The organism is Lysinibacillus mangiferihumi (assembly GCF_003049665.1).
Lineage (GTDB): Bacteria > Bacillota > Bacilli > Bacillales_A > Planococcaceae > Lysinibacillus > Lysinibacillus mangiferihumi.
In genome coordinates, this window is the sequence record NZ_PYWM01000032.1 from 26,110 (window position 1) to 49,229 (window position 23,120).

Here is a 23,120-nt window from a genome sequence, read left to right on the forward strand (position 1 = left end):
TCCTACTCGATTGCTTAAAACGGTAGCATGTCTAATTTAAATTATTTAACTTTTATTATTTAAAATGTGACGAGTTCATTTAAATTTGCGTCTAAGTAAATAGAAAAGGAGGGAGCAGCTTTGGAACAAGAGGAATTGACTGAATGGATTGATCAATACGGTGAATCGGTATTAACCTACATACTATTAATGGTGAGGGACTATCAACAAGCAGAGGATTTAACACAGGAAACCTTTATAAAAGCCTATAAGCACCAACATCAATTTGAACAAAAATCCTCTGTGAAAACATGGCTATTTACAATCGCACATAATGTCACCAAGGACTATTTCCGAAAAAAACATCCGTTGCAGCACTTTTTCGGTTTAACGATGGAAGAGAAAGATTACAAGCCAATGCCTGAGCAAATCGCAGCAATGAACTTTCAAACAGAACAATTATACAGAACGATTCAACAACTAAAACCAACCTATAGGCATGTCATCATCTTGCGGAAGCTAAAAGAATTTTCAACGGCAGAAACAGCTCTTATTTTAAACTGGTCCGAAAGTAAAGTGAAAATGACGTTAAAAAGAGCTTTAGCTGAACTAAAAAATGATTTGATTAAAGGAGGTTTTACCAGTGAAATCTTTAGATGAACAATTTAGTGAAATGAGAGAAGAATTAAAGCTAACGGAAAAATCCAAAGATCAACTTAAACGTAAGATTTTGCAGAATGTACATAAAAGAAAAAAACATCATACAAATCAGTACGTTTGGATTGCTGTAGCCGTTTGTATGATTCTTATGCTTACCTCGCCAATCTTTTCGCCGACAATGGCAAGGATAGCGGAGAGAATATTACCAATTTCTATTACACCAAGTTATTCAGATGGACAGTCTAATGCTGATTTAATATCTCAACTTGCAGAATTAGTCAAAAGGGAAGGATACTCTTTTAATTCAGTGGGAATCACGCCATCGCCATATACGATAGAAATATCGCTTATATTGAAAGACTCTACATTAAAACAGGCAACAGAAGATCTTGAACCAAAGATAACAAATTATCTATATGAAAATGGTTATGACCAATATGAATTAAAGATTTCTGAAGGAACTGAAGCACAAATTCCTCCGAAGACTAAAGAGGATGACACATACGAAAAAGTACGCGAGATAGTGAAAGAAGTATTCTCAGCCTATGGATATGCCAAGGAAGCAGATTATGAATTAGCTGGGTTACAAGAAACATGGTTTTCCAATATTGTTTCAATTGATATGCCTGACCATATCGAAGAGTCCAATGAAATTGTTGAGGATATCGAAAAAGAAATTGAAGCACAGGATTTAAAAATTAAGGATATTGAAGTAAGTACTTTTAATTTAAAACATCGTCAACAAGATAACCGTTGGGGTTATATTTCAACTGATATATATAATGCAATGGCTGGGAAATCGACTTATCAAGTGACTGGGCTATCCTATAAGGTGAGGAAAGGACACTCCTATGTTTCAATCAAAACGGATTTTGAACAACCACCTTCGGAAGAAATAATAGAAAAAATTGAATTGGCTGTCCAAGATTACTTAGCTTTACCGGATACAAAAGAGGTAATACAAGATGACAAATATACGATTCAATTCCTATTGAAGAATGACGAACAATCGTTTATTAAAATAACAAACTAAATAAAAACCAAGCACTTTAATAATTGGAGGCCTTCGGTATTTAGTTATTTTTATACTCAAATCTACAGATCAATAAGCTTTTTAATTTTTTGATAACAACGGGCGCTTTCCTGGAAAAAGGAAAGTGCTTTTTTCATTATAGGTCTATTTTTTAAATAAAATACAAAAATTACAAACTGCGCAGTTTAGTTCAATAACTATAGAGAAAAAAGCTATAATATATTTAATTTAAGGTGGTGTTCTTTTGAAAGAAACAAACAATAAACACATATGGATAGAAGCTGAAGAATGGGCTGAAGGTGAATGGAATGTTGAAGATGCTAACCTTGATGTCATCGTAACTCTCTCTGACCGTTCTAAATGGATTGCGAGTTTTTTCACTTACAAAAACATACAGACATTGAGAGAGAAGAATGTAAAGACAGGCGAATGTATGAAAGGGGGATATCTTTGGTCAAGCGATATGTTTCTTATAGATATTGCAAGTAGAGAACGAATTTATGAAGTTATTGACTTCCTTATTGAAAATGATGAGTTCGAGTCTGTTTTTACTCGATACTCAGATGAAGATGTTGAAGATGACTATTTGTATCCAGAGGCTTTCTTTAAAATGAGTAATGAATAAACATTATCAATCAACTAACAGAAGCTTTAGTTCATCAAGGAATTGGAATTTAGATCTTCAACAAAACCAGCTAATAGTTGACAATAATTTGCATTAAATTTTCAAGCATGGATAGATGTTTTTGTGTTCAAAGAGCATATTAATACACATATCCAAACTTTGGGCAAGACAAGAGTATAAAGCCTTCTAAAAAGGGGTGTGAGCCGAGGCTGTAACTAACTTTTCAGACTGTTTGTTTGCCCATTGTAAAGAACGAGAATTGTACCCGTTGAACTTAATTTTAATAATTTGTTATTTTTAACCTAAATGCGTAAAATAAAACTAATTATTGGAATATCGAGGAGATTTTAGGATGAAAGCTAAAGGTGTTTTAAAAGGAATTATTATAGCCATTTTTTGTTCAATTTTTATTCCATATCTTTTTAATAGTGTAGGGAATACTTTCGCAGGAGGTCGTATAAGCTACTGGGGAGAAAGTTGGTTATATATAGCATTTTCTATTCCTATGATTGTATCCATGGCTATAATAGGATATTATCTGTCTACTCAAAAGAATATCCCAAATAAGAAAATGTGGTGGATTAGTTTCCTTGTAGCTTTAATTGTCAGTTTATTTACTGGCACATTAGGTATTTTAATTAGTGAAATGATATTGCGAGGTAATTTAAATACTTTTAATCTAGAGGGTTCAATGATATGGGGCGTCATTTACAGTCTTATATTTCTTCCAATAACTGTACCTTTAGGGAAGCTCATTTTAAATTCCTTGCATTACTGGATTCATAAACCAGCAAGTTAAAAAAGTATATAATTTCAAGACAAAGATGAAATTTTCTATTGACATTTACAATTGAGAATCAACTTTCTTCTATTATACATAAGTGGAAATGTAAAAAAGTGTCGGATATTGTCATTGCAAGTATCTAGACATCAAAAACTTGCCGCTATACTTATGCTAAATATGTATAACAAAAAAATTAAATTAAAATTATCGAGGGATTTTATTATATAAACGAATCAAAAAAGATTTTCGACTTTATTATTAATTATTATATCGTTATCATAGCTCAATCCCTCAAGATATAGCTTACCTTCTCCATAATAGTATTCAAATTCCGTTGCTATTTTTTGTGTACAAGTAGACGGTGTATCAATTTTAGTATCTATTACTACAGGATAATGTACATGGCAATAAACACATCGAAAACCACACTAAGAAACGAGTGATTATTGGGTAACATCTAGCAGTTTTCATATAGAAGCATTTGCAAAGGGGTGAATGGTTGATTCACCTCTTTTTTTGTTTGGCATTAATCTTTTAGAAACAAGCCAATAGTATAAATGTTGGCAATTTGGATACTTTATAAATCGGAGGTGATATCAGTGACAAAGGGTAAAAAGGATATAAAGCAAGAAGAGTTTGCGACAGATTTAAGTCCTGACGATTTAGATGTACGAGAAGAAAATGAACGCACAAATGAACAAGCTAACAATGCGAATAAAGCAAAAGACCATCAAGGAAAAAACAATAAACAAAAATAATAAAAAAGAGGCTTACGGTGTCACGATAAGTGTCCATTCAAGGGGCATAACAAAGCAAAAAGTGTTAGATTGATTAGGGTCAATCTAACACTTTTTCTCTTTTGTCCCATCCCTAATAGCTAATGCAGATTAAAAATTTTAATCTTTTTCTGGATAGTTAACATGTAGTGGCGGTGGAACAAGCCAACCTTTAGTTTTGTTTAAACGTAACAGTTTAGCACCTAGTTGGGCTTTACCCATATGGAATTGTCCGTACATCATGGCAATGTCTTCTCTAGTTGACATTCCCATTGCTTGACTGCAAGCAACTAATCCAGCAGCTAAATCCGCTGATAACGCTGCACTAATTTCAGGGTCATTTACTCTCGCACCAGGAGGGATGTCCTCTAATCTTGCAACAGGTCGCTCAGGTGGAGCAGGGGGTAACCCAACACCATTTGTCTTCAATATTTTTTCTAACTGTTTTACTTCGTCTCGTAATACTTGGATAATATCTTCAATAATTTTGCGAAGATCTTCATCGCCTGTGTGATTGTAAAATGTTTGATAGCCTGCAATTAAGCCGTAATCAACGGCTAAATTCGTCCAAACGCTAAAAACCTCGCCATAATGTAACGGCTCATCTTTTGGATTGCCACTAAGTATTCCCATAGTTGAATATCCTCTTTTCATTGTTTTTTGAAACAGAGGTAGTATGCGTGAAATGATAAAAATTAATTCATAAGAAAGAAACGAAACAATCATTGCAATACTACAGTTTGGATAGGACACGTAACGGGTAAAACACTTTAGGAGTGGTCAAAAAGAAATTGTCTACAACGTATTAGAACTGAGGGGCATTAGAATATTTTGAAATGCATAGAAGCAACAATGAACCCAGTAAAGAAAAAGGTATAAAAGGAGAAATAAATATGACACTTACAAGCACAGCAAAACAGGATTTAAAGGAACTTTTAAAAGAGACACATAAACGTGGTATAACGAAAGTAGATCATAGTGATCGAGTTAGCACAATGACAGATAGTGAAGCTTTAGGATTGCTGATTTCAGTAGTAAAGCGTACTTTATAATACTTAAAAAGCAAGGTATTCTATAAGCTAGCTTGGACTTTTTAGAGTTTTATGCTAAAAGATTTCTTAAATTTGACTTTCTTCTATTATATTGTATTTAGTATTTAATATATAACTGAAAGACAGCATAGACGTTGGTCGTTTGCAAAAGCGATATAGGTTATTACTAATAGCTTTTATCGCTTCTTTCAAAGTCAAATTAAGCAATTTACACTTAAATGGTAATTGTGACGAAAAAATGTCCAAAAATTTAGAAAATTTATTAAAGTGTTTCCTGATTTTTAATTTTCTAAATAGGTATTATTTCTAATTTTTGTTTGATTTAATTAAGGTTTAAAGACCTACTTTTTAAAGGTTTCATTAAGAAAGCCGTACTAACACCGTTAATTAGTTTTAGTAAACTGTAATATATTATTTATTTAGTAAAAAAAAGATTGTTGTGAGCTGAAAAAAGCAATTTTATAAGTTACTAATAGAAAAAACGCTATTCAATTTAGAGAATAGCGTTTTTTTATTAAACAGTAGGAATTGTTGCAAAATAAGGTGCTTGTCCGTGACGGAAATAAGTTAAAAGATAACCATTTTTTTGTACAATTTTGCCATTTGAGAAATTTTGATAGTCCAAGTAATGCGGGATAATAAGTGTATGCTTGAATAATTCTTTCTCTGTTAAATTAAACTTAGCAAATTCTTCACCAGCAATTATCGGATTTTCCCGTAGAGCTGTGTAAAGTGCTTTTTGTTGTACTTCCGTTGGTCGCTCATTCCACCATAATTTACGTGGCTGGAATTGTTGTGCTTTTAAATAATCTAGTTGCATTAAGCTTTGAATAATTTGTAAATTAGCACCTTCCACTGTTTCTAAAAATTCCAGTAAACGACGGAATAGATCTTCTAACTGATGTCCGATACGAGACCAGCCTTTTGTTTCCCAATAAGTGCCGAAGTTTTGGAAGAAATCAAATGGTGTGTCAAATACTTCTGTAACTAGGTATTCAATAGTGTAATCCATACGATGATCGTTCCAATATTTTTCGAGAACATCTTCTGCATGTTTAATACGAACGATATCATCAAAGGTTAAAGCATTATTCGAAAAGATTTCATATGGAGCTAAATCTACATAGGTGTAACCGAATTTTTCAGCCTCCAAACGAAGACCAGTGCCGCGCAATAGCTTTAAGAAGCCAAGTTGTAATTCCTCTGGGCGCATTGCGAAAACATCATTGAAAGTTTGACGGAAGCTAGCATAGTCTTCTTCTGGCAAACCGGCAATTAAATCTAAGTGCTGATCAATCTTACCGCCATCTTTGACCATTGTTACTGTTCGTTTTAGTTTTTCAAAGTTTTGACGGCGTTGTACAAGCGTGTTTGTTAAATCATTTGTAGATTGGACACCTATTTCAAAGCGGAAAAGCCCTTTTGGTGCGTTGTCATTTAAAAATTGAATGACCTCAGGACGCATTATATCAGCAGTAATTTCAAACTGGAAAACAACACCTGGCTTATGTTCATCGATTAAAAATTGGAACATTTCCATTGCGTAGCTGCGGCTAATATTGAATGTACGATCGACAAATTTAATCGTGCGGGCACCATTATTCATTAGATATCGAATATCTTCCTTTATACTTTCTCTATTGAAATAGCGCACGCCTACTTCAATAGAAGATAAGCAAAATTGACAGCTAAAAGGACAGCCTCTGCTCGTCTCAATATATTGAATTCGCTTTCCTAGATGTGGAAGGTCCTCTTCAAAACGGAATGGACTTGGTAATTCACGTAAGTCAATTTTAGGTGCTTGCGCATGAATTCGAACTTTTCCGTCTTCTAAGTAACAAATTCCCGGAACATCTTCTAATGGAATTTCTCCATGCAAATGGCGTAGTAACTGTTTAAAGGATGTTTCTCCTTCGCCCATAACAATAAAATCAATCTCTTCAACTCTTCTTAACCAATGGTGGACATCGTAAGATACTTCAGGACCACCGAGCAAAATTTTAACATTAGGACAAACTGTTTTTAACATTTTAATAACGTGAATAGTTTCTTCAATATTCCAAATATAGCAACTAAATCCTACAATATCAGGGTTTTTTTGAAATAAATCTGATACAATATTAAAAGCGGGGTCTTTAATTGTGTATTCTGCAATGGTTGGATTGTATTCAGGTAAAGCAGCACATTTTAAATAACGCAATGCCAAATTAGTGTGGATATACTTTGCGTTTAATGTAGTTAAAATAGTATTCATGCATTAATCTTCCTTTCACTTTCTAATTGTAACAGTCAAGTAGCTGACAAACAATATAATCCTTTTTACCTATTTATTTTGTGAACGGTTCGTGAAATAATTTTAAATACTTAAATTTACTAAATTTTGTAATAATAGAATCGTACAGTCATAAAGTATAGTAAAGGCTCAAAATTCGAATGAGAGGTTTTTTACTCTTTTGAAAGGTTCGGTGAGAAAGTTGAAGCAAAATGATATAAATCAATGTTTTGGAAATCTTATGAAAAGTACTTCGTCACCAACACTTATTCTCAATAAAGCAGGGAAAATTTTGAATTGCAATGAGGCAGCTATTAAACTTTTTAATCTTAATTTAACGTACATTGGCTATATTACAATGGACGAGTCCTCAAATATAAAATGGGCTAAGTTCGTCAAAGAACTACAATCTGAGTTAAGATCTGAAGAACTGTTTAATATTCAAACAAACAACAATGAATTTGAAATGATGCTCTTTAAATGTTTCTATGATCCGAACACGGAAGAAATTGTCGCACAACTATCAACAATCAATAATGACAGAGCGCTTAAATTGTATGTTAGCAAGGAGCAGGAACAATCTCAATCCTTTAGCGCATATGATCATTTACCTTATGCTGTTATTGTGAGTGATACAAGTGGGATTATTCTTGGTTTAAATAAATATGCCGAAATGTATTTAAAAATAGAAAAATCACAACTACTCCATAAAGCGCATCAACATATATTTGATTCATTTACAATGAAGAACGGACAAATTACAACCTATCTTTCGAAATTGATGGGTGAAAAACATGCCAATATTCATGTCGTGGACGAGACGCAAGTAAGTAGAACTTGCTACTACGAAATCTCAAGTGTTTTCGATGAGTATAATAATATTATCGTCACTGTCATTAATGATGAAACAGAGAAAAAGCAACTGCAACATAAAGTAGAGCATCAGGAAGCACTAAATGTGGTAGGGCAAATGGCAGCTAGTATCGCACATGAGATTCGCAATCCGCTCACTTCTTTAAAAGGGTTTACAGAACTTTTAAAGCTGAATGCAGATGAAGAATCACGTATGTATTTATCTGTCATTGATAGTGAGTTACAGCGTATGGAGCAAATCTTATCGGAACTATTAGTATTGTCCAAGCCAACAAGTATGAAGGTAGAGTTAATTGACTTAGATCATATTGTAAGACAGGTAATTGAATTTATGTTGCCGGATGCATTAATGAAAAAAATTATGATTCAATATATACCGTCAGTGACAGAAGTATATATTGGGGGCAATGAAAATCGTTTAAAGCAAGTATTTATAAATCTTATTAAAAATGCAATGGAAGCAATGAATAAAGGTGGCACAATTACGGTAGAAATGAATGTGGAAGACTGTACGATTGTGGAATTAATGATAAAAGACGAAGGCAGTGGAATGGATAATAATACAATTCAAAATCTATTCCAACCTTTTTACACGACGAAATCAACAGGGACAGGACTGGGCCTTGCTTTCGTGAAAAAGGTAATCGAAGAACATGAAGGTGTAATTGGTGTTCAAAGTGAAGTACAGAAAGGGACATGCTTCCATATGCAGTTTCCAGTGTACACATTCAATCAGTTGGATACTTTAGATGTTTCTGCGAAGGATTCTGCTTATTTAGTTACCTAAATTAGAGCTAAACATTTGCTATTTAAATTTAACATAGTGTGCTGTTATTGAATGCTTTTGACAATGCTTTTCAAAAGTCGCTATAATGAAATTGATAAAGAGCGAATTGTGAGGATTAGGCTATGACGTCAGAAGATTTAAAGCAAACTTTAAAATTATATATTGTATTATCCCGTGCCCATAAAGCAATTAATGAGATGACAAACCATTTTTTTCAAGAAAATGGCTTGAATCCTACTGAATTTGCAGTTTTAGAGCTCCTGTATCACAAAGGGAGACAACCATTGCAGCAAATCGGTAACAAAATATTACTTGCCAGTGGGTCTATTACGTATGTAATTGATAAACTAGAGAAAAGAGGCTATCTTTTACGGGTTTCCTGTCCATCAGATCGTCGCGTTACCTATGCGGAAATTACAGCTGAAGGTGAGGCGTTTATGGGCGAGTTATTTCCAAAGCACGAACAACATTTACATGAATTAATGAGTGCATTATCCGTCGAGGAGAAGGATGTAGCGATTGGCTTATTAAAAAAATTAGGTCTATCTATAAAAGATTTGTCTTATTAAAAAGAGTTGTCTCAAATAGATTTTGAGGCGACTTTTTTTTGCGCGTTAAAAGAATGGAAACATTGTGTAGGGGAATAGTTTGTATATTTAGCTGTTTTTACCCGTTGAGAAGCTTTTTAAACGTCTTTTCAAGCAAACCTTAGTTTTTTATTGGTAAATAAAAGAGAGGCCTTAGAAAGACTTCTAAGACCTCTGGAGATATGTGTTCAATTAATTTTTAGAAATAGTTGCTGCCATTGCCAGCATAGCTGCTGTTAAATCTTGTTCATCATTATCATGAATTATTAACTTTATAATAAGACCATCTTTTTCAAATACCACTCCGATTACTTTTTCAGTATCAAAGTCTACAACATAGCCTTCAATATTTTGGACATCTTTAAATACGGAAAGTTCTTCAGCAGATAATGCAACTGTTCCTCCAACTGCATTCATGTGGTCTTGCATAGATGTTTTCACCGCATCATAGCTTGTTTCAGCAGTAGTAGTTGTTTCAATACGCATAAATACTTCGTCATCAGCATTTGATACTAGCATGTCTTTTCCAGGTTCTTCTTGAGAAAGAGTAAATCCAGGTAGCTGTTGGATTTTATAGCCCTGAGTTACACTTTTAGATTCAGTTGCATTTTCCTTTTTGTCGACACCCTTTTGTACGTATTTTACTTCTTGTTGTGGTTTAGATTGTACATCTGTTTGTGCATCATCTGATGTAGGCGTTTCTTGCGCGTCGTCGCCTGCAGGTTCACTATCAGTTGGTTTTTCCTCAGTCGCTGTGTTTGCTGGTTCATTTTGTGCAGCATCTGATTGTTCTGTCTTATCAGAGGTATTGCACCCCACTACTAAAACAGCTGTTAGTAATAATGCAAGCATTGTAATTAAATTTTTTTGCATGAAAAGCCCTCCCTTTCTATATTAAACGCTAATAAAAGATAAAATGTTTCCAATTTTTTTTGTTATGATGTTAAAGGTAACACTAAAAACAATAATAAAACAAAAACAACATGGGCTACAATAACTAAAGGCATACTCTTGCGCCATTCATAGATAAAGCCCCAAATAAGGCTTGTTACAAGAGCTGCAATTATACCAAGCTTAAAACCGCTAAATGCAATCGAAATGGCACATAAAATGGCTGTTACAATAACTGCTAAAACAGGGCGCATAAAACGTTTTAATTGTTGCTGTACGTAGCCACGCCAAAATAGTTCTTCACCAATGGCTACAATGAAAACAAGTAAAATATAGTGCCATATATTTTGTGGACCGTAAACTGTTAAAAACTTTTGCACGGATCCTATTAGCCGATCATTTATAAATGGTGCGAGCCAATAACCAAAACGTATAATGCCATATGTGATTGTACCGTATCCAATGCCGAAAATCAGAAATTTCCACGTAGGTAATTGATCTTCGATTGTACCTGATAGAATAGCAATAGCTATACATACGAGCAGGGTAAATGCATACATGTACCAAAATACAGCAGGATTAGCAAATGTAAAAGCAAGCATGCCATAAACGAATAATAAAGAAAGGAGAAGTATTATTGTTTGTTTCGAATTTGTAAGCATAATTCGACCTCCATACTTTAATTTTACCAAAAAAATAGTCCCTTATCATCTATAAAGACAAAAAGGGACTATTCAGAATATTAAGCTTCACTTGCGTATAAGATTTTGTAACGTTTATGGTTGACGACCGTTTTTTCTTCAATTTCAAGGGAATCAAAATTCTCCATATATGTTAAATCAACGATCACCGAATTTTCATTTACTTTTTCAACAATGCCTTGCAAACCATTTTTAAACTCGATAATATTTCCAACTTCAGCTATTTTCACAGACAGTCAGCTCCTTCATCGACTAATAATATACAGTTTGCATGAAAAAAAGGGAAACGTAAAGCCTTTTTTGAATAATTCATAATTTATTACACAAAATAAAGTAAGAGAAAGGATTGGAAAAAATGGAACAATATGAAACGATGCTTAAACAATTGCAAAATGGAGAAATCCAAAGTATCGAAATCCATAAAGAACAATTTTATGATTTTCGAGAAGTATTAGTAAAACACCCATTATTTAAACATTTTAGAGGTGAAGCAAAGCAAAATGGGATTATAATCTACACTTATTTGGAAATTCCTAGAAGTTAATTTTGTCGAACATTGTCGGAACATAATGCTGTAAGAAATGAAATATAAATGTATAATAATGGTATGATTATTTGTATGTTGGAGGGTTGTATGAATGGTCAATCTACTCTTGAAACAAATGGAACAAACTCGTGAGATGATGATTCGCTCTGGTGTGGAAAACGGGTTACAGAATGCAAAAACCATTCAACTGAGTCGCAGACTAGATCAGTTAATGAATACTTATTATAGACAGACAACATTAGAAGAAGAAGATCAGGATGATTTGTTTCAGTATTCAGAGTAAAATTTTTTAGATTAGATGATTAAAAGTGAATGTACTGGGGAATAATTATAGTGAACACAGCAACATTCTCATTTCCCCCTTTAGAGCAGTGATTCCCATCACCTGCTCTCTTTTTTTTGCTTATTCGGTATATATGCAAGACATACAAACTTTAGTACAAGTATTAAGAAGAGTTTGAATTATTGAACTGATTCAACTACACTAAGTACACATAAATAAAACTTACTACTATTCCCAAAACCTTAGCTAATTTGAAATGTGTAAAAGGAATAATCGTATTGTCTTATTTTGTGAGCAAATTTATTGTGAGTGGATGGCGCGATTCAGTGCTTGTCTGAGAAAAGCGTCAGCCTTTAGCGTAATATTAATTCAAGTAAAGGAGTAATTACATATGGGAAAAGAGCGTATTGCATTTATCGGCACAGGTGTTATGGGTGCTAGTATTGTTAAACACTTACTGCAAAATGGCCATGAGGTGACGGTTTATACCCGCACAAAAGAAAAAGCAGAGCCCTTAATCGCTTTAGGAGCAAGTTGGGCTAGCTCCCCGGCAGAGGCCTTTAACGATAAGGATATAGCGCTAACGATGGTTGGTTATCCAGCAGATGTTGAGGAAGTTTACTTCGGTGAAAATGGTTTGTTCCAAACTGCCAAGGCAGGCAATATTGTCATTGATATGACAACATCTGAACCAACTTTAGCAAAGAAAATATATGCGCATGCACAGACGTTAGGGGTAGAAGCATTAGATGCTCCCGTATCTGGTGGAGATGTTGGGGCGCAAAACGGTACCTTGTCTATTATGGTAGGTGGTGACCAAATGACCTTTAATCGAGCTGTTCCAGTGTTGCAACAATTTGGTGCAAATATCGTGTATCAGGGAGAATCAGGTGCCGGACAGCATGCAAAAATGTGCAATCAAATTGTCATTGCATCAGGCATGATTGGTGTGTGTGAGTCACTTGCCTATGGCTTAAAAGCTGGACTCGATTTATCTACTGTATTACAATCCATCTCTTCTGGTGCGGCAGGGTCTTGGTCTTTAAGTAATTTAGCACCACGTATGATTAAAGAAGACTATGCGCCAGGTTTTTATATTAAGCATTTCGTGAAGGATATGAAAATCGCTTTAGATGAATCAAAGAAAATGGGTATTTCTTTACCAGGGCTAGCATTAGCATATGAAATGTATGAAAAGCTGATCGAAGCAGGTTATGGTGAAAATGGTACGCAGGCTCTGCTAACGTATTATAAATAGTCAGCAATAGGAAAAAGTGTTAGATTGAGTAATCATCAATCTAACACTTTTTGTTATGTTGTTTGAGAGCTTGGCGCTACTTTCCGTGGTACCACCTTCCGAGTGAAATCGCCACAAAAGGTCTTTGAATCGCTCGAAAGCCAGGGAAAATCGCCACAAAAGTTTTGTGAATCGCTCGAAAGATAGGAGAAACCGCCACAAAAGGTCCGTGAATCGCTCGTAAACCTTTGAAAAGCATCCTCCATAGCATAGACAATTCTCTACTCTTTATTAAAAAGTTGAGAATCTAAAGAGAAACTAGAAGCTCCTGCAAGAGCAAAGTATAGTGCTATCGCACCTAAAGCTAAATCCAACTCATAGCCAGCCAAACCATTAGCGCCGATAAATCCAATGCTAAGTTTTGCTGTAAAGATAGCAACAATCATTGTAATGGTCAATAAAGCACCAAAGATTCTTGTTGCGAAACCTAAAATAATAGCAGCTCCACCGACTAATTCAATAATCGCAACGACATACGCCATAAAGCCTGGAATACCGATACTATCAAAGAAGTCAGCCGTATAGCTGATGCCCCCTTGGAATTTTTGGAAACCATGCACGGCAAAAATAATGCCGAGAACGACACGTAAAATAGTTGAACCAATATTTTGCATCATAATGTAATAACTCCTTTTCTGTGACTTACATTTCGTAACTTAGTTTATTTTTAAAAATAACTTTTGTCAAGTAACTAAGTGCGTTTTTCGAACGGATTTTTAAAAAGTGATATACTCTTAAGTAGAACCTAGTAAAAAAGGAGGGGAGTAAATTGAATCAAAAAAACATGTGTCCGCGATTTGAAAAAGCGCTTATGATATTGAACCATCGTTGGAATACGTTACTTATTTATCAGCTACTTGATGGTCCACAGCGATATTCCACCATTAAAAATCAGTTGAGTATAAGTAGTCGTGTGTTAACAGAGCGATTAAAGGAGTTAGAAAGCGAGGAAATTGTGTTGCGTACCGTAATTCCATCTACTCCAGTCGTTATTGAATATGAACTTACAGAAAAAGGATATGCAATTACCCCTGTGCTAAAAGCCATTGAAGAATGGTCTAGTAAATGGGTAACGATTGCTGAGGAATGATAAGAAAGATATTCAAGCGAGGGGGCTTGAATATCTTTTTTGTTATTTTGGGCCAAATGGAGGTAAGGTGAGAACCAATTTATGGCCTATTGGCAGTTATGTTTCACTAGAATTACTGATATATTGTAAATAATATTAATTTTCTTTTAAAAAAGGTATTTTTTATTATAGAGAGAAATTAATTGATTATTATAGAGATTGGAGGGAGGGTTTTATGAAGAAGGGTACAGCGATAGACGTACAACATCGAAATCAGTTAGCCATATATTTATCTTTGCCAATACTATCATGGGCATTTTACGATTTTGCTAATACGATATTTTCGTCAAATATTAATACGATATTTTTTCCATTTTATATGGATGAAGCTTTAGGTACGAATGAGGTAATGCAACAGGTAGCAAGTACATTTATTTCGTATGCCAATGCAATAGCCAGTTTTTTCTTAGTAGTCTTTTCACCACTTTTTGGTGTCTGGATTGACCAAACAGGCTATAAAAAGAGATTTATAGTTTGGTTTGCATCAATATCTATTCTATTTACCTTTATGATGGGGATTTTTGCAAATTTACAGACGACAATCAATTACTCAGGTGTACCTCTTAGCTTATTTTTAGTTGTTGCAAGTTTTGTGATAGCGAAGTTTTTCTTTAATTCGAGTCTCGTATTCTATGATTCGATGATGAGTGATTTAGGAACAAAAGAAGAAATGCCTCTTATTTCCGGTTATGGTGTAGCAATTGGTTATTTAGGCACACTTTTTGGATTGCTTGTTTATTTATATGTAGGAAGCAGTGATTTCCATCGTGCTTTTATACCAACAGCGATTTTGTATTTATTATTTTCATTGCCTTTATTTTTCATTAATAAAGATACACCAATACCAAAAGAGCAGCGGAAGACGACTCATTTTTTTGAAGGCTATAAGGAAATTATTAGTACATTTAAGGATATGAAGCAGTATAAGCCAATCTTTACTTTTATGATTGCGTACTTCTTTTTAAATGACGCGATTGCCACGACAATTGCAATGATGGCTGTGTATGCCACAACCATTGTCGGGTTTACTTCAGGTCAATTTATCATCCTATATTTAGTATCCACCGTATCGACAATTATTGGCTCACTCGCATTTGGCTATATTACAAAAGCAATTGGAGCAAAGAGAGCCATTACCATTGTTGCTGTAATCATGATTATCGCTTTAACATTTGCTGTCTTTGCAACCGAGCAATGGATGTTTTGGATTGCAGGTAGTATGTTCGGTATTTCACTAGGTTCAATGTGGGTGACATCGAGAACATATATTATTACGCTATCCCCAGATAACAAGAGAGGCCAGTTCTTTGGGTTATTTGCTTTTTCTGGGAAAGTTTCATCAATAATAGGCCCCGCAGTTTATGGAACAGTCACATTATGGATGAAGGATTATGGTACTTTAGCAAGTCGAGTGGCATTATCAACATTAATATTAATGACAGTGCTTGGTCTATTGGTGCATCTAAAAGTTAATGATAAAAATGGAAATACCAAGTAGGAGAATTGTATCGCCTATGATACAATTGAATTATAAATTGATGTTGAAATAGAAAGGAGCGGGGTTGCTTTGGAACATAAGGGCATATTATTAGAAAGTGGCACAAATGAGCTAGAAATCGTTGAATTTGAAGTAGCTAACAATAAATTTGGTATTAATGTTATTAAAGTAAAAGAGATTATTCAACCTATTCCAGTAACGTTTATTCCACACGCGCACCCGCATGTAGAGGGAATTATTCAATTAAGAGGCGAGGTATTACCGGTAGTAGATATGCTACGAGTACTAGGAATACAAAGCGCAGAACGTAATCCGCAACAAAAATATATTGTTGCTGAGTTTAATAAACAACGAGTTGTTTTCCATGTCGATAATGTGACACAAATTCACCGTATTTCATGGGATCAAATCGAAAAGCCTTCTGATATGTATCAGGGTGGGACTTCACAAGTAATCGGTGTTATTAAGCAAAATGAGCAAATGATTTTATTGCTAGATTTTGAGAAAATCATGGTTGATATTAACCCTGAATCGGGTATTAATGTAGAGTCCGTGAAAAAGCTTGGTAAACGTGAACGTTCTGAAAAACGCATTTTAATTGCTGAAGATTCACCATTATTACGTAAATTATTATTTGATACGATGAAGGAAGCTGGTTATGAGAATGTAGAGTTCTTTGAAAATGGTCGTGATGCTTATGAATATTTAGAATCATTAGCGAAAAGTGGCAATAATGTTACAGAGCACATTCAATTAGTTGTAACAGATATTGAAATGCCACAAATGGATGGTCACCATCTTACACGAAAAATTAAAGAGCATCCTGATTTACAAAAGCTGCCGGTCATTATTTTCTCTAGTTTAATTACTGATGATCTTCGCCATAAAGGTGATCAAGTAGGTGCTGAGGACCAAATTAGTAAACCTGAAATTGCCGAACTAATTTTACGTGTCGATCAACTTATTTTATAAAGCTAGCGAAAAAGGAACTTCACAATACTAATAATTGGTATCCTGAAATATTAATACAAACGAAAGTCGGATACCTTTTTGGTTCCGACTTTTTTTGTATAATGAGGATGCTTTTAACACAAAATAAAAAGACCACCACCTATTGTCCTGTGAAGGAAGTGAATTATTTGGATGAATTAAAAACGGCCATTATTGATATCGGCTCGAATACAATACGATTGGTACTCTATCAGTATGATAATGAAGAAGGTCTTCGAGAACTGGGAAATATAAAAACAGTTGCGCGTTTACGAACATATTTGCAACCGTCAGGAGCCATGTCCGAAGAAGGTATTCGAGTACTAACAGAAACGTTGTTAACATTTAAAGCAATGCTTGATGATTTTGAAATTTTCGATGTGAAAGCAGCTGCAACAGCTGCAATTCGTCAAGCGACGAATAGAGATCAGATTATTGCTTTAATGAAGGAGAAAACGGGCGTACAGATTGAGCTTTTGTCTGAAGAGGAAGAGGCGTATTTCGGTTATGTTGCTGTAGCCCATTCGATCGGTACTCTGTCTGCTGTAACGATTGACATGGGTGGAGGAAGTACAGAAATAACGCTATTTAAAAATAAGGAACTAGTTGAATCATTTAGTTTTCCTTTTGGAACGGTGTCATTAAAGCAACGTTTCGTTAAGGGTGACATTATGAATAGTGGTGAGAAGAAAGAACTGGTTGCTTTTGTTAAGGAGCAGTTCAAATCACTACCTTGGATTCAACAAGTGAGATTACCGATTATTGCAATTGGGGGCAGTGCGAGAAATATCGCGCAAGTTCATCAGCAACGACAGCAATATCCTATTGCGAGTGTGCATGGCTATGAAATATCTAAAGGAGATTTAAATCAGCTTAGTGCGTTTTTAGGAAATTTAAGTTTCCAAGAACTAAAACAGTTGGATGGGTTATCAACGGATCGTGCTGATATTATTGTACCCGCATTAGAAGTGTTTCGCGTACTTATGGAAATTGTAGGTAGTGAGGTCTTCCAGTTAACGAAAAAAGGTTTACGGGAAGGGCTTATCATCCATCGTATTTTACAAGAAGATGAAGATGCTTTTGACAAATATAATGTCTTTGAGGGAAACGCTAGAAGATTAGCTCGACAATATGGACGTTCAGAGGTAGAAGTTGATTATTTAATGCTTTTAGCAGATCAACTTTATCGTGAATGTTGCCATTTGAATTATTTACAATTTGATGAAAATGATTTGCAGTTGTTAAGAAAGGCCGCAAAGATTTTTAATATCGGGGAATATATTGAGTTAAGCTCCGCAAGTCAACATACGTTTTACTTAATTGCCAATCAATCAATTGATGGCTTGAATCATAAAGAGCGTCTAAAATTAGCACTTTTAGCTTCTTATAAAAATAAAGATTATTTTGAACGATTTGCAGCACCTTTTATCGAATGGATGAGTCGTGAAGAGTATCGTAAAATACGCGATTTTGGCGCGTTGTTAAAATTTATTTATGCGTTAAATGTATCCAAGAGAAATATTGTACAAGCGATTGAAATGCAACCTCTAGACAATTTTGTCCAGCTTAACGTATACGTTAAAAAAAATGCTGCTGCTGAAAAATATCAAGCAAATCGGCATAAGAAAAATCTAGAACGTGCTCTAAAAATACCAATTAAAGTAAACTTCATTGAAGAAGGGTGGAACCAAGATGACAACAGAAGTAACGAACAATCGATTACATGAAGAAGAATTTTCAGAACCACATAGCCGTATACTAGAAGAAATAGCAAAACCTCAATATTATAATAACCGCGAACTAAGCTGGTTAGCGTTTAATGAACGTGTATTAGAAGAAGCAGAGGATATCAATAATCCTCTGCTAGAACGCCTGAAGTTTTTAGCGATTTTTAGCTCCAATTTAGATGAATTTTTCATGGTGCGTGTGGCAGGACTTCAGGACCAAGTGCGTGCAGGGTTCCATAAGGCTGAGAATAAGTCTGGCTTAACACCAAAAGAGCAATTAGCGAAAATTGCTGAACGTACGCAAGCTTTAGTGCGCAGACAAACAGAAGTATATCGTCACTTAATCTACGATTTACTACCACAGCACAATGTACATATTGCAGACATGAAAGATTTAAATAGTACGCAAAAGGCGTTTATCAATGAAATGTTTGCTGAAACCATTTTCCCAGTTTTAACACCTGTAGCAGTAGATGCTTATCGACCATTTCCAACCTTGCTTGGTAAAACATTAAATATACTTGTTCTATTGGAACAAGATGAGACAGATTTAGAAAGCCGTGAAAAGGTTGCAATAGTGCAAGTACCATCTGTTTTGGATCGCTATATTAAAGTGCCTTCTGCTGAGGGCGAGACAGTGATTGTTCTACTTGAAGATGTTATTGTCGCTCATATCGAAAAGCTTTTCTATGGCTACAGTGTGAAATCGGCACAGGCTTTCCGTCTAACACGTAATGCAGATTTAACGATTCATGAGGAAGGTGCCCGTGATTTACTGGTAGAAATTGAAAAAGAGCTTAAAAAACGTAAATGGGGTGTCGGCAGTCGTCTAGAAGTACGTGTAGGGGAAATGAATGATGAGGTACTTGCATACTTACTAGAAGAATTTGAAATTGAGGAGACAGATGTTTTTCATATCGACGGTCCGCTCGATTTAACATTTATGTTCTCATTTGTAAAAGGAATAGCTGTGGGACGAGAGCATTTAGAGTATGAAAGCTTTATTCCACAGCCACCTTTAGATTTACAGTCAGATGAAAATATTTTTGAGAAAGCATTGCAACAGGACATTTTTTTCCATCATCCATATGAGTCATTTGCACCGATAGTGGACTTTATTTCAGAGGCTGCTGTTAATCCGAATGTACTTGCAATCAAGCAAACATTATATCGAGTTAGTGGGAATTCTCCAATTATACAAGCATTAAAACTCGCAGCTGAAAACGGTAAACAAGTGACTGTTTTAGTAGAGTTAAAAGCGCGTTTTGATGAAGAAAATAATGTGCATTGGGCAAAGCAACTAGAGCAAGCTGGCTGTCTTGTTATTTATGGTATGAATAATTTAAAAACGCATTCCAAAATAACATTAGTTGTAAGTCGTCGTAATGGCAAGATTGAACGTTTTGTTCATCTTGGAACAGGAAATTATAATGATGCAACTGCAAAAATTTATACAGATATGGGTATCATAACATCAGACAAGGAATTTGGGATTGATGCCACAAACTTTTTTAATTACTTAAGCGGCTACACGGAAAAACCTACATTCAATCATTTAGTCGTCGCACCATTTGATATTCGCGATGAATTTATCCGTTTAATGGATGAGGAAATAAGCTGTCATAAGAAATACGGAAATGGATTTATTCGTGCCAAAATGAATTCATTGACGGATAAGGATTTAATGATGAAGCTTTACGAAGCATCTATTGCTGGTGTAAAAGTCGAGCTTATTATTCGGGGAATTTGTTGCATACGCCCAGGTATTCCAGGCATTAGCGAAAATATAACAGTTACAAGTATTGTTGGCAGATTCCTTGAACATTCACGCATCTATTGGTTCCATCATAATGGTGAGAATAAGGTTTACTTATCCTCTGCAGATATGATGACCCGTAATATGATTAAACGCGTTGAAATTCTTTTCCCTGTCTATTCAATTGAAGCAAAAGCTCGTATTATGGATATTATGAACAAACAACTTGAGGATACAGCAAAGGCTCGTATCCAAGATTCCAATGGGAAATATCATTACAAAGAATTTGATCGCAGCGAAGACCCTATTAATAGTCAGGAAATTTTCTTAAAGGATGCTCTAAAGCCTACGCTAGATGAGGAATAAATAATAAGCGTCTTAGACGACTAGAGTAAACACGCTACCTAGAGAGGGATATAATGAAAAAATATAGAAAGAATGTAGCGCAATTCACAAACTATCGACAGTTGGCACTGCTTAATCCGTTCGATGCAGTAGTATGCTTGAAACAAGCTGATGATGGGGATTTTGAAATCGTTTATTATAACGACAAACTACCATTAGCTATAGCGTTGCAGGATGAGAAAGCAACGACAGCAAAGCAATTTTTTAACAAGCAATGTTGGCAGCAATTATGGAAGATGATCCAACAGGAATTTAACATTGCTCGTAAGATTGCGCTTTATTCAGAGACTGAGCAAATGCAAAAATCGTTTGCCGTAAGTGTACAGCAAATAGAGCCATCTATAATAGCTGTTATTTTACGTGAGGAACAGCGTGATACGAAGTCATATTTGCAATTTGTTGAACAACATGTATGTCCAATAGTAACGACTGATTTACAAGGTCGTATTGTTCATCAAAATGTTACCGCTACGTCTTTATTGTCGAGAGAACATCACAGCCTTATAGGACTTGATATTTTTTCATTATTAGAGTGTAACTATGTAAACGAAGTCCAATTATTATTTGCTAAAACGATTGAAGGCGCTACATTGGATATGCCAAAATGTTTATTTAAGGGTAACCTACTAAGTAATGAACCATTTTATTTGCGTACACATCCAACATATTTTAATGGTGAAATAATTGGGGTACATTTTTTCGTTAGAGACGCGAACTTATTTAAGAGTTATCATGATTCCTTTTACTATTTAGCCTTAACGGATGAATTGACTGGTATTTGGAATCGAAAAGCGATAAAAGAGCATTGGCTACAACATTTGAATGATAAGCAAAGTGAACATCAACAAGCAACCATTCTTTTAGTTGATATTGACCGTTTTAAAAAATTTAATGAGTCTCTTGGTGAAAGTAAGGGTGACGAACTTTTGCGAATGTTTTGTCATAGGCTTCGTGAATTTTGTTACGCGCAATGCTCGCTCTATCGCTATAATAGTGATGAATTTATTTTTATTTTAAAAGATGCCACTATAGACAAAATAGAGCAATTGGCGAATGCCATTTTAGATTCGTTAAAACAGCCATTTATGATTGATGATCAGGAGTATTTTATTAGTGTTTCCATTGGTATTTCTTTAAGCCCAGCAGATGGTAAGGATTTGGAGACTCTCGTACGAAAGGCCGATCAAGCTTTATTCTCTGCTAAAGAGCACGGACGTTCACATTACCGCTATTATCGTGAAGATATGACAAATGTTTTTCCAAACGAGGCATTGATGGAGGCACATTTAAGACGGGCCATTGAATTTAATGAACTAAGTATTCATCTACAACCACAGATGAATTTAGACGATAATAGCATTAATAGCTTTGAGGCGTTATTACGATGGAATAATCGTAAATTTGGCTTTGTATCCCCGGCGCAGTTTATACCGATTGCTGAAGCAACAGGCTTAATTGTAGAAATTGGTGATTGGATTATTAATGAAGTTTGTCGCTATCAAAAGGAATGGCGTGCCAAGGGCTATCGTCCAGTCAGAATCGCCATCAATATATCGCCCAAACAATTTAGAAAAGAAAACTTTGCTCGTAAAATTAAAGCAACCTTGAAAAAATATAATGTAGCGCCACATTTAATTGAAGTGGAAATTACCGAAAGCTCCATGACGAATGTGCATGAAACATTTTCAATCTTAACTGAGTTAAAGCAGCTAGGCGTTTATGTGTCGGTGGATGATTTTGGTACGGGCTATTCTTCACTTAGCTATTTGAAACGTTATCCAATCGATATCATTAAAATTGACCAATCGTTTATTGCGGATATCGAAAAGGATGATAAAAATGAGGCAATTATTAAAGCCATCATTTCGATGTCTCATAATTTAGGGCTTGAAGTAATTGCAGAAGGAATAGAAGAGCCATCACAAGTAGCGTTTTTAAAGCGTCATCATTGTCAAAAAGGACAAGGATACTTATATAATAAACCATTACCTGTTGAAACGATTGTGGCCCAATATTTTGTAGGATAATAAAGCAAGTTATCGCGAGGCGGAGCGTTTATCTGCATGGTAGAAATACTTGAGCGGAGTGGAGTGGAGTGGAGTGGAGTGGATATCCGCGAAACGAAGTGAAATACCCGCGGAACAAGGTGAAATACCCGCGAAGCAGAGCGAAATACCCGCGGAACAAGGTGAAATACCCGCGAAACAAAGTGATACCCGCGGAGCAGAGCGAAATACCCGCGGAGCAAGGCGAAATACCCGCGAAACGAAGTGAAATACCCGCGGAACAAGGGGAAATACCCGCGAAGCAGAGCGAAATACCCGCGGAGCAAGGCGAAATACCCGCGGAACAAGGTAAAATACCCGCGGAGCAGAGCGAAATACCCGCGAAGCAGAGCGAAATACCCGCGGAGCAGAGTGAAATACCCGCGGAGCAAGGTGAAATACCCGCGGAGCAGATCGAAATAT

General features: G+C 35.3%; 24 protein-coding genes. 18 read left to right on the forward strand and 6 right to left on the reverse strand.

What is annotated here, in order from left to right:
* Nucleotides 1–120 precede the first annotated feature (120 nt).
* The 5 genes from C9J37_RS22360 to C9J37_RS28500 all read left to right on the forward strand — a co-directional run bounded on the left by C9J37_RS22360 (nucleotide 121) and on the right by C9J37_RS28500 (nucleotide 3,839).
* Nucleotides 121–639 (forward strand): RNA polymerase sigma factor, encoded by a 519-nt coding sequence (locus C9J37_RS22360; protein ID WP_107897147.1) that lies wholly within the window; start codon nucleotides 121–123, stop codon nucleotides 637–639.
* Nucleotides 623–1,672, forward strand: a complete 1,050-nt coding sequence (locus C9J37_RS22365; protein WP_107897148.1) for a DUF4030 domain-containing protein — start codon at nucleotides 623–625, stop codon at nucleotides 1,670–1,672. The genes C9J37_RS22360 and C9J37_RS22365 overlap by 17 nt, the downstream gene beginning before the upstream one ends.
* A 244-nt stretch (nucleotides 1,673–1,916) precedes the next feature.
* Complete coding sequence (locus C9J37_RS22370; RefSeq protein WP_107897149.1) at nucleotides 1,917–2,297, forward strand: hypothetical protein; 381 nt, start codon at nucleotides 1,917–1,919, stop codon at nucleotides 2,295–2,297.
* Nucleotides 2,298–2,649: 352 nt separating this feature from the next.
* A complete protein-coding gene (locus tag C9J37_RS22375; RefSeq protein ID WP_107897150.1) occupies nucleotides 2,650–3,096 on the forward strand; it encodes a hypothetical protein in 447 nt (148 codons plus the stop codon).
* Nucleotides 3,097–3,680: 584 nt separating this feature from the next.
* Nucleotides 3,681–3,839: a hypothetical protein gene (locus C9J37_RS28500; RefSeq protein ID WP_167397399.1), complete on the forward strand. Its 159-nt coding sequence runs from the start codon at nucleotides 3,681–3,683 to the stop codon at nucleotides 3,837–3,839.
* A gap of 138 nt (nucleotides 3,840–3,977) precedes the next feature.
* On the opposite strand, the gene C9J37_RS22380 is transcribed toward C9J37_RS28500, so the two are convergent.
* Nucleotides 3,978–4,490: a DUF3231 family protein gene (locus C9J37_RS22380; protein WP_107897151.1), complete on the reverse strand. Its 513-nt coding sequence runs from the start codon at nucleotides 4,488–4,490 to the stop codon at nucleotides 3,978–3,980.
* 260 nt (nucleotides 4,491–4,750) lie between these two features.
* Between C9J37_RS22380 and C9J37_RS28505 the strand changes: the two genes are divergently transcribed.
* Nucleotides 4,751–4,909 (forward strand): hypothetical protein, encoded by a 159-nt coding sequence (locus C9J37_RS28505; RefSeq protein ID WP_167397400.1) that lies wholly within the window; start codon nucleotides 4,751–4,753, stop codon nucleotides 4,907–4,909.
* A 514-nt stretch (nucleotides 4,910–5,423) separates the two neighbouring features.
* Here C9J37_RS28505 and C9J37_RS22385 read toward each other — a convergent pair.
* Nucleotides 5,424–7,163, reverse strand: coding sequence for a B12-binding domain-containing radical SAM protein (locus tag C9J37_RS22385; protein WP_107897152.1), 1,740 nt, complete (start codon nucleotides 7,161–7,163; stop codon nucleotides 5,424–5,426).
* A 310-nt stretch (nucleotides 7,164–7,473) separates the two neighbouring features.
* Between C9J37_RS22385 and C9J37_RS22390 the strand changes: the two genes are divergently transcribed.
* Complete coding sequence (locus tag C9J37_RS22390; RefSeq protein WP_235617204.1) at nucleotides 7,474–8,841, forward strand: PAS domain-containing sensor histidine kinase; 1,368 nt, start codon at nucleotides 7,474–7,476, stop codon at nucleotides 8,839–8,841.
* A gap of 122 nt (nucleotides 8,842–8,963) precedes the next feature.
* Entirely contained in the window at nucleotides 8,964–9,410 is a 447-nt protein-coding gene (locus C9J37_RS22395; protein WP_024362265.1) for a MarR family winged helix-turn-helix transcriptional regulator, read from the forward strand.
* Between the two features lie 210 nt (nucleotides 9,411–9,620).
* Here the strand turns inward: C9J37_RS22395 and C9J37_RS22400 are convergent, their stop codons facing one another.
* The 3 genes from C9J37_RS22400 to C9J37_RS22410 form a co-directional block, all read right to left on the reverse strand.
* The gene (locus tag C9J37_RS22400) at nucleotides 9,621–10,301 is read right to left on the reverse strand and encodes a DUF8580 domain-containing lipoprotein (protein WP_107897154.1); all 681 of its coding nucleotides are present in this window, start codon (nucleotides 10,299–10,301) and stop codon (nucleotides 9,621–9,623) included.
* Between the two features lie 62 nt (nucleotides 10,302–10,363).
* Nucleotides 10,364–10,981, reverse strand: a complete 618-nt coding sequence (locus tag C9J37_RS22405) for a CPBP family intramembrane glutamic endopeptidase (protein ID WP_107897155.1) — start codon at nucleotides 10,979–10,981, stop codon at nucleotides 10,364–10,366.
* Between the two features lie 80 nt (nucleotides 10,982–11,061).
* Nucleotides 11,062–11,250: a YkvS family protein gene (locus C9J37_RS22410; RefSeq protein ID WP_024362262.1), complete on the reverse strand. Its 189-nt coding sequence runs from the start codon at nucleotides 11,248–11,250 to the stop codon at nucleotides 11,062–11,064.
* Between the two features lie 125 nt (nucleotides 11,251–11,375).
* On the opposite strand from C9J37_RS22410, the gene C9J37_RS22415 reads away from it, so the two are divergent.
* From C9J37_RS22415 to C9J37_RS22425, 3 genes are all read left to right on the forward strand, one after another.
* Complete coding sequence (locus C9J37_RS22415) at nucleotides 11,376–11,564, forward strand: protein YkzS (protein WP_103977640.1); 189 nt, start codon at nucleotides 11,376–11,378, stop codon at nucleotides 11,562–11,564.
* A 94-nt stretch (nucleotides 11,565–11,658) separates the two neighbouring features.
* The gene (locus tag C9J37_RS22420) at nucleotides 11,659–11,850 is read left to right on the forward strand and encodes an aspartyl-phosphate phosphatase Spo0E family protein (protein ID WP_024362260.1); all 192 of its coding nucleotides are present in this window, start codon (nucleotides 11,659–11,661) and stop codon (nucleotides 11,848–11,850) included.
* A gap of 391 nt (nucleotides 11,851–12,241) precedes the next feature.
* A complete protein-coding gene (locus tag C9J37_RS22425) occupies nucleotides 12,242–13,108 on the forward strand; it encodes an NAD(P)-dependent oxidoreductase (RefSeq protein WP_107897156.1) in 867 nt (288 codons plus the stop codon).
* A 260-nt stretch (nucleotides 13,109–13,368) separates the two neighbouring features.
* Here the strand turns inward: C9J37_RS22425 and C9J37_RS22430 are convergent, their stop codons facing one another.
* A complete protein-coding gene (locus C9J37_RS22430; protein ID WP_107897163.1) occupies nucleotides 13,369–13,761 on the reverse strand; it encodes a DoxX family protein in 393 nt (130 codons plus the stop codon).
* A gap of 155 nt (nucleotides 13,762–13,916) precedes the next feature.
* On the opposite strand from C9J37_RS22430, the gene C9J37_RS22435 reads away from it, so the two are divergent.
* From C9J37_RS22435 to C9J37_RS29125, 7 genes are all read left to right on the forward strand, one after another.
* Entirely contained in the window at nucleotides 13,917–14,237 is a 321-nt protein-coding gene (locus C9J37_RS22435) for a winged helix-turn-helix transcriptional regulator (protein WP_107897157.1), read from the forward strand.
* Between the two features lie 214 nt (nucleotides 14,238–14,451).
* A complete protein-coding gene (locus C9J37_RS22440; RefSeq protein WP_107897158.1) occupies nucleotides 14,452–15,774 on the forward strand; it encodes an MFS transporter in 1,323 nt (440 codons plus the stop codon).
* Nucleotides 15,775–15,843: 69 nt separating this feature from the next.
* Complete coding sequence (locus C9J37_RS22445; protein WP_069510437.1) at nucleotides 15,844–16,746, forward strand: chemotaxis protein; 903 nt, start codon at nucleotides 15,844–15,846, stop codon at nucleotides 16,744–16,746.
* A 167-nt stretch (nucleotides 16,747–16,913) separates the two neighbouring features.
* The gene (locus C9J37_RS22450) at nucleotides 16,914–18,491 is read left to right on the forward strand and encodes a Ppx/GppA family phosphatase (RefSeq protein ID WP_107897159.1); all 1,578 of its coding nucleotides are present in this window, start codon (nucleotides 16,914–16,916) and stop codon (nucleotides 18,489–18,491) included.
* Nucleotides 18,457–20,613 (forward strand): RNA degradosome polyphosphate kinase, encoded by a 2,157-nt coding sequence (locus C9J37_RS22455; RefSeq protein WP_107897160.1) that lies wholly within the window; start codon nucleotides 18,457–18,459, stop codon nucleotides 20,611–20,613. Before C9J37_RS22450 ends, C9J37_RS22455 begins: the two co-directional genes overlap by 35 nt.
* Before the next feature lie 53 nt (nucleotides 20,614–20,666).
* Entirely contained in the window at nucleotides 20,667–22,679 is a 2,013-nt protein-coding gene (locus tag C9J37_RS22460; protein ID WP_107897161.1) for an EAL domain-containing protein, read from the forward strand.
* Nucleotides 22,680–22,747: 68 nt separating this feature from the next.
* A partial coding sequence (locus C9J37_RS29125) for a ribosomal eL19 family protein (protein WP_407656265.1) occupies nucleotides 22,748–23,120 on the forward strand: 373 nt, incomplete at its 3' end.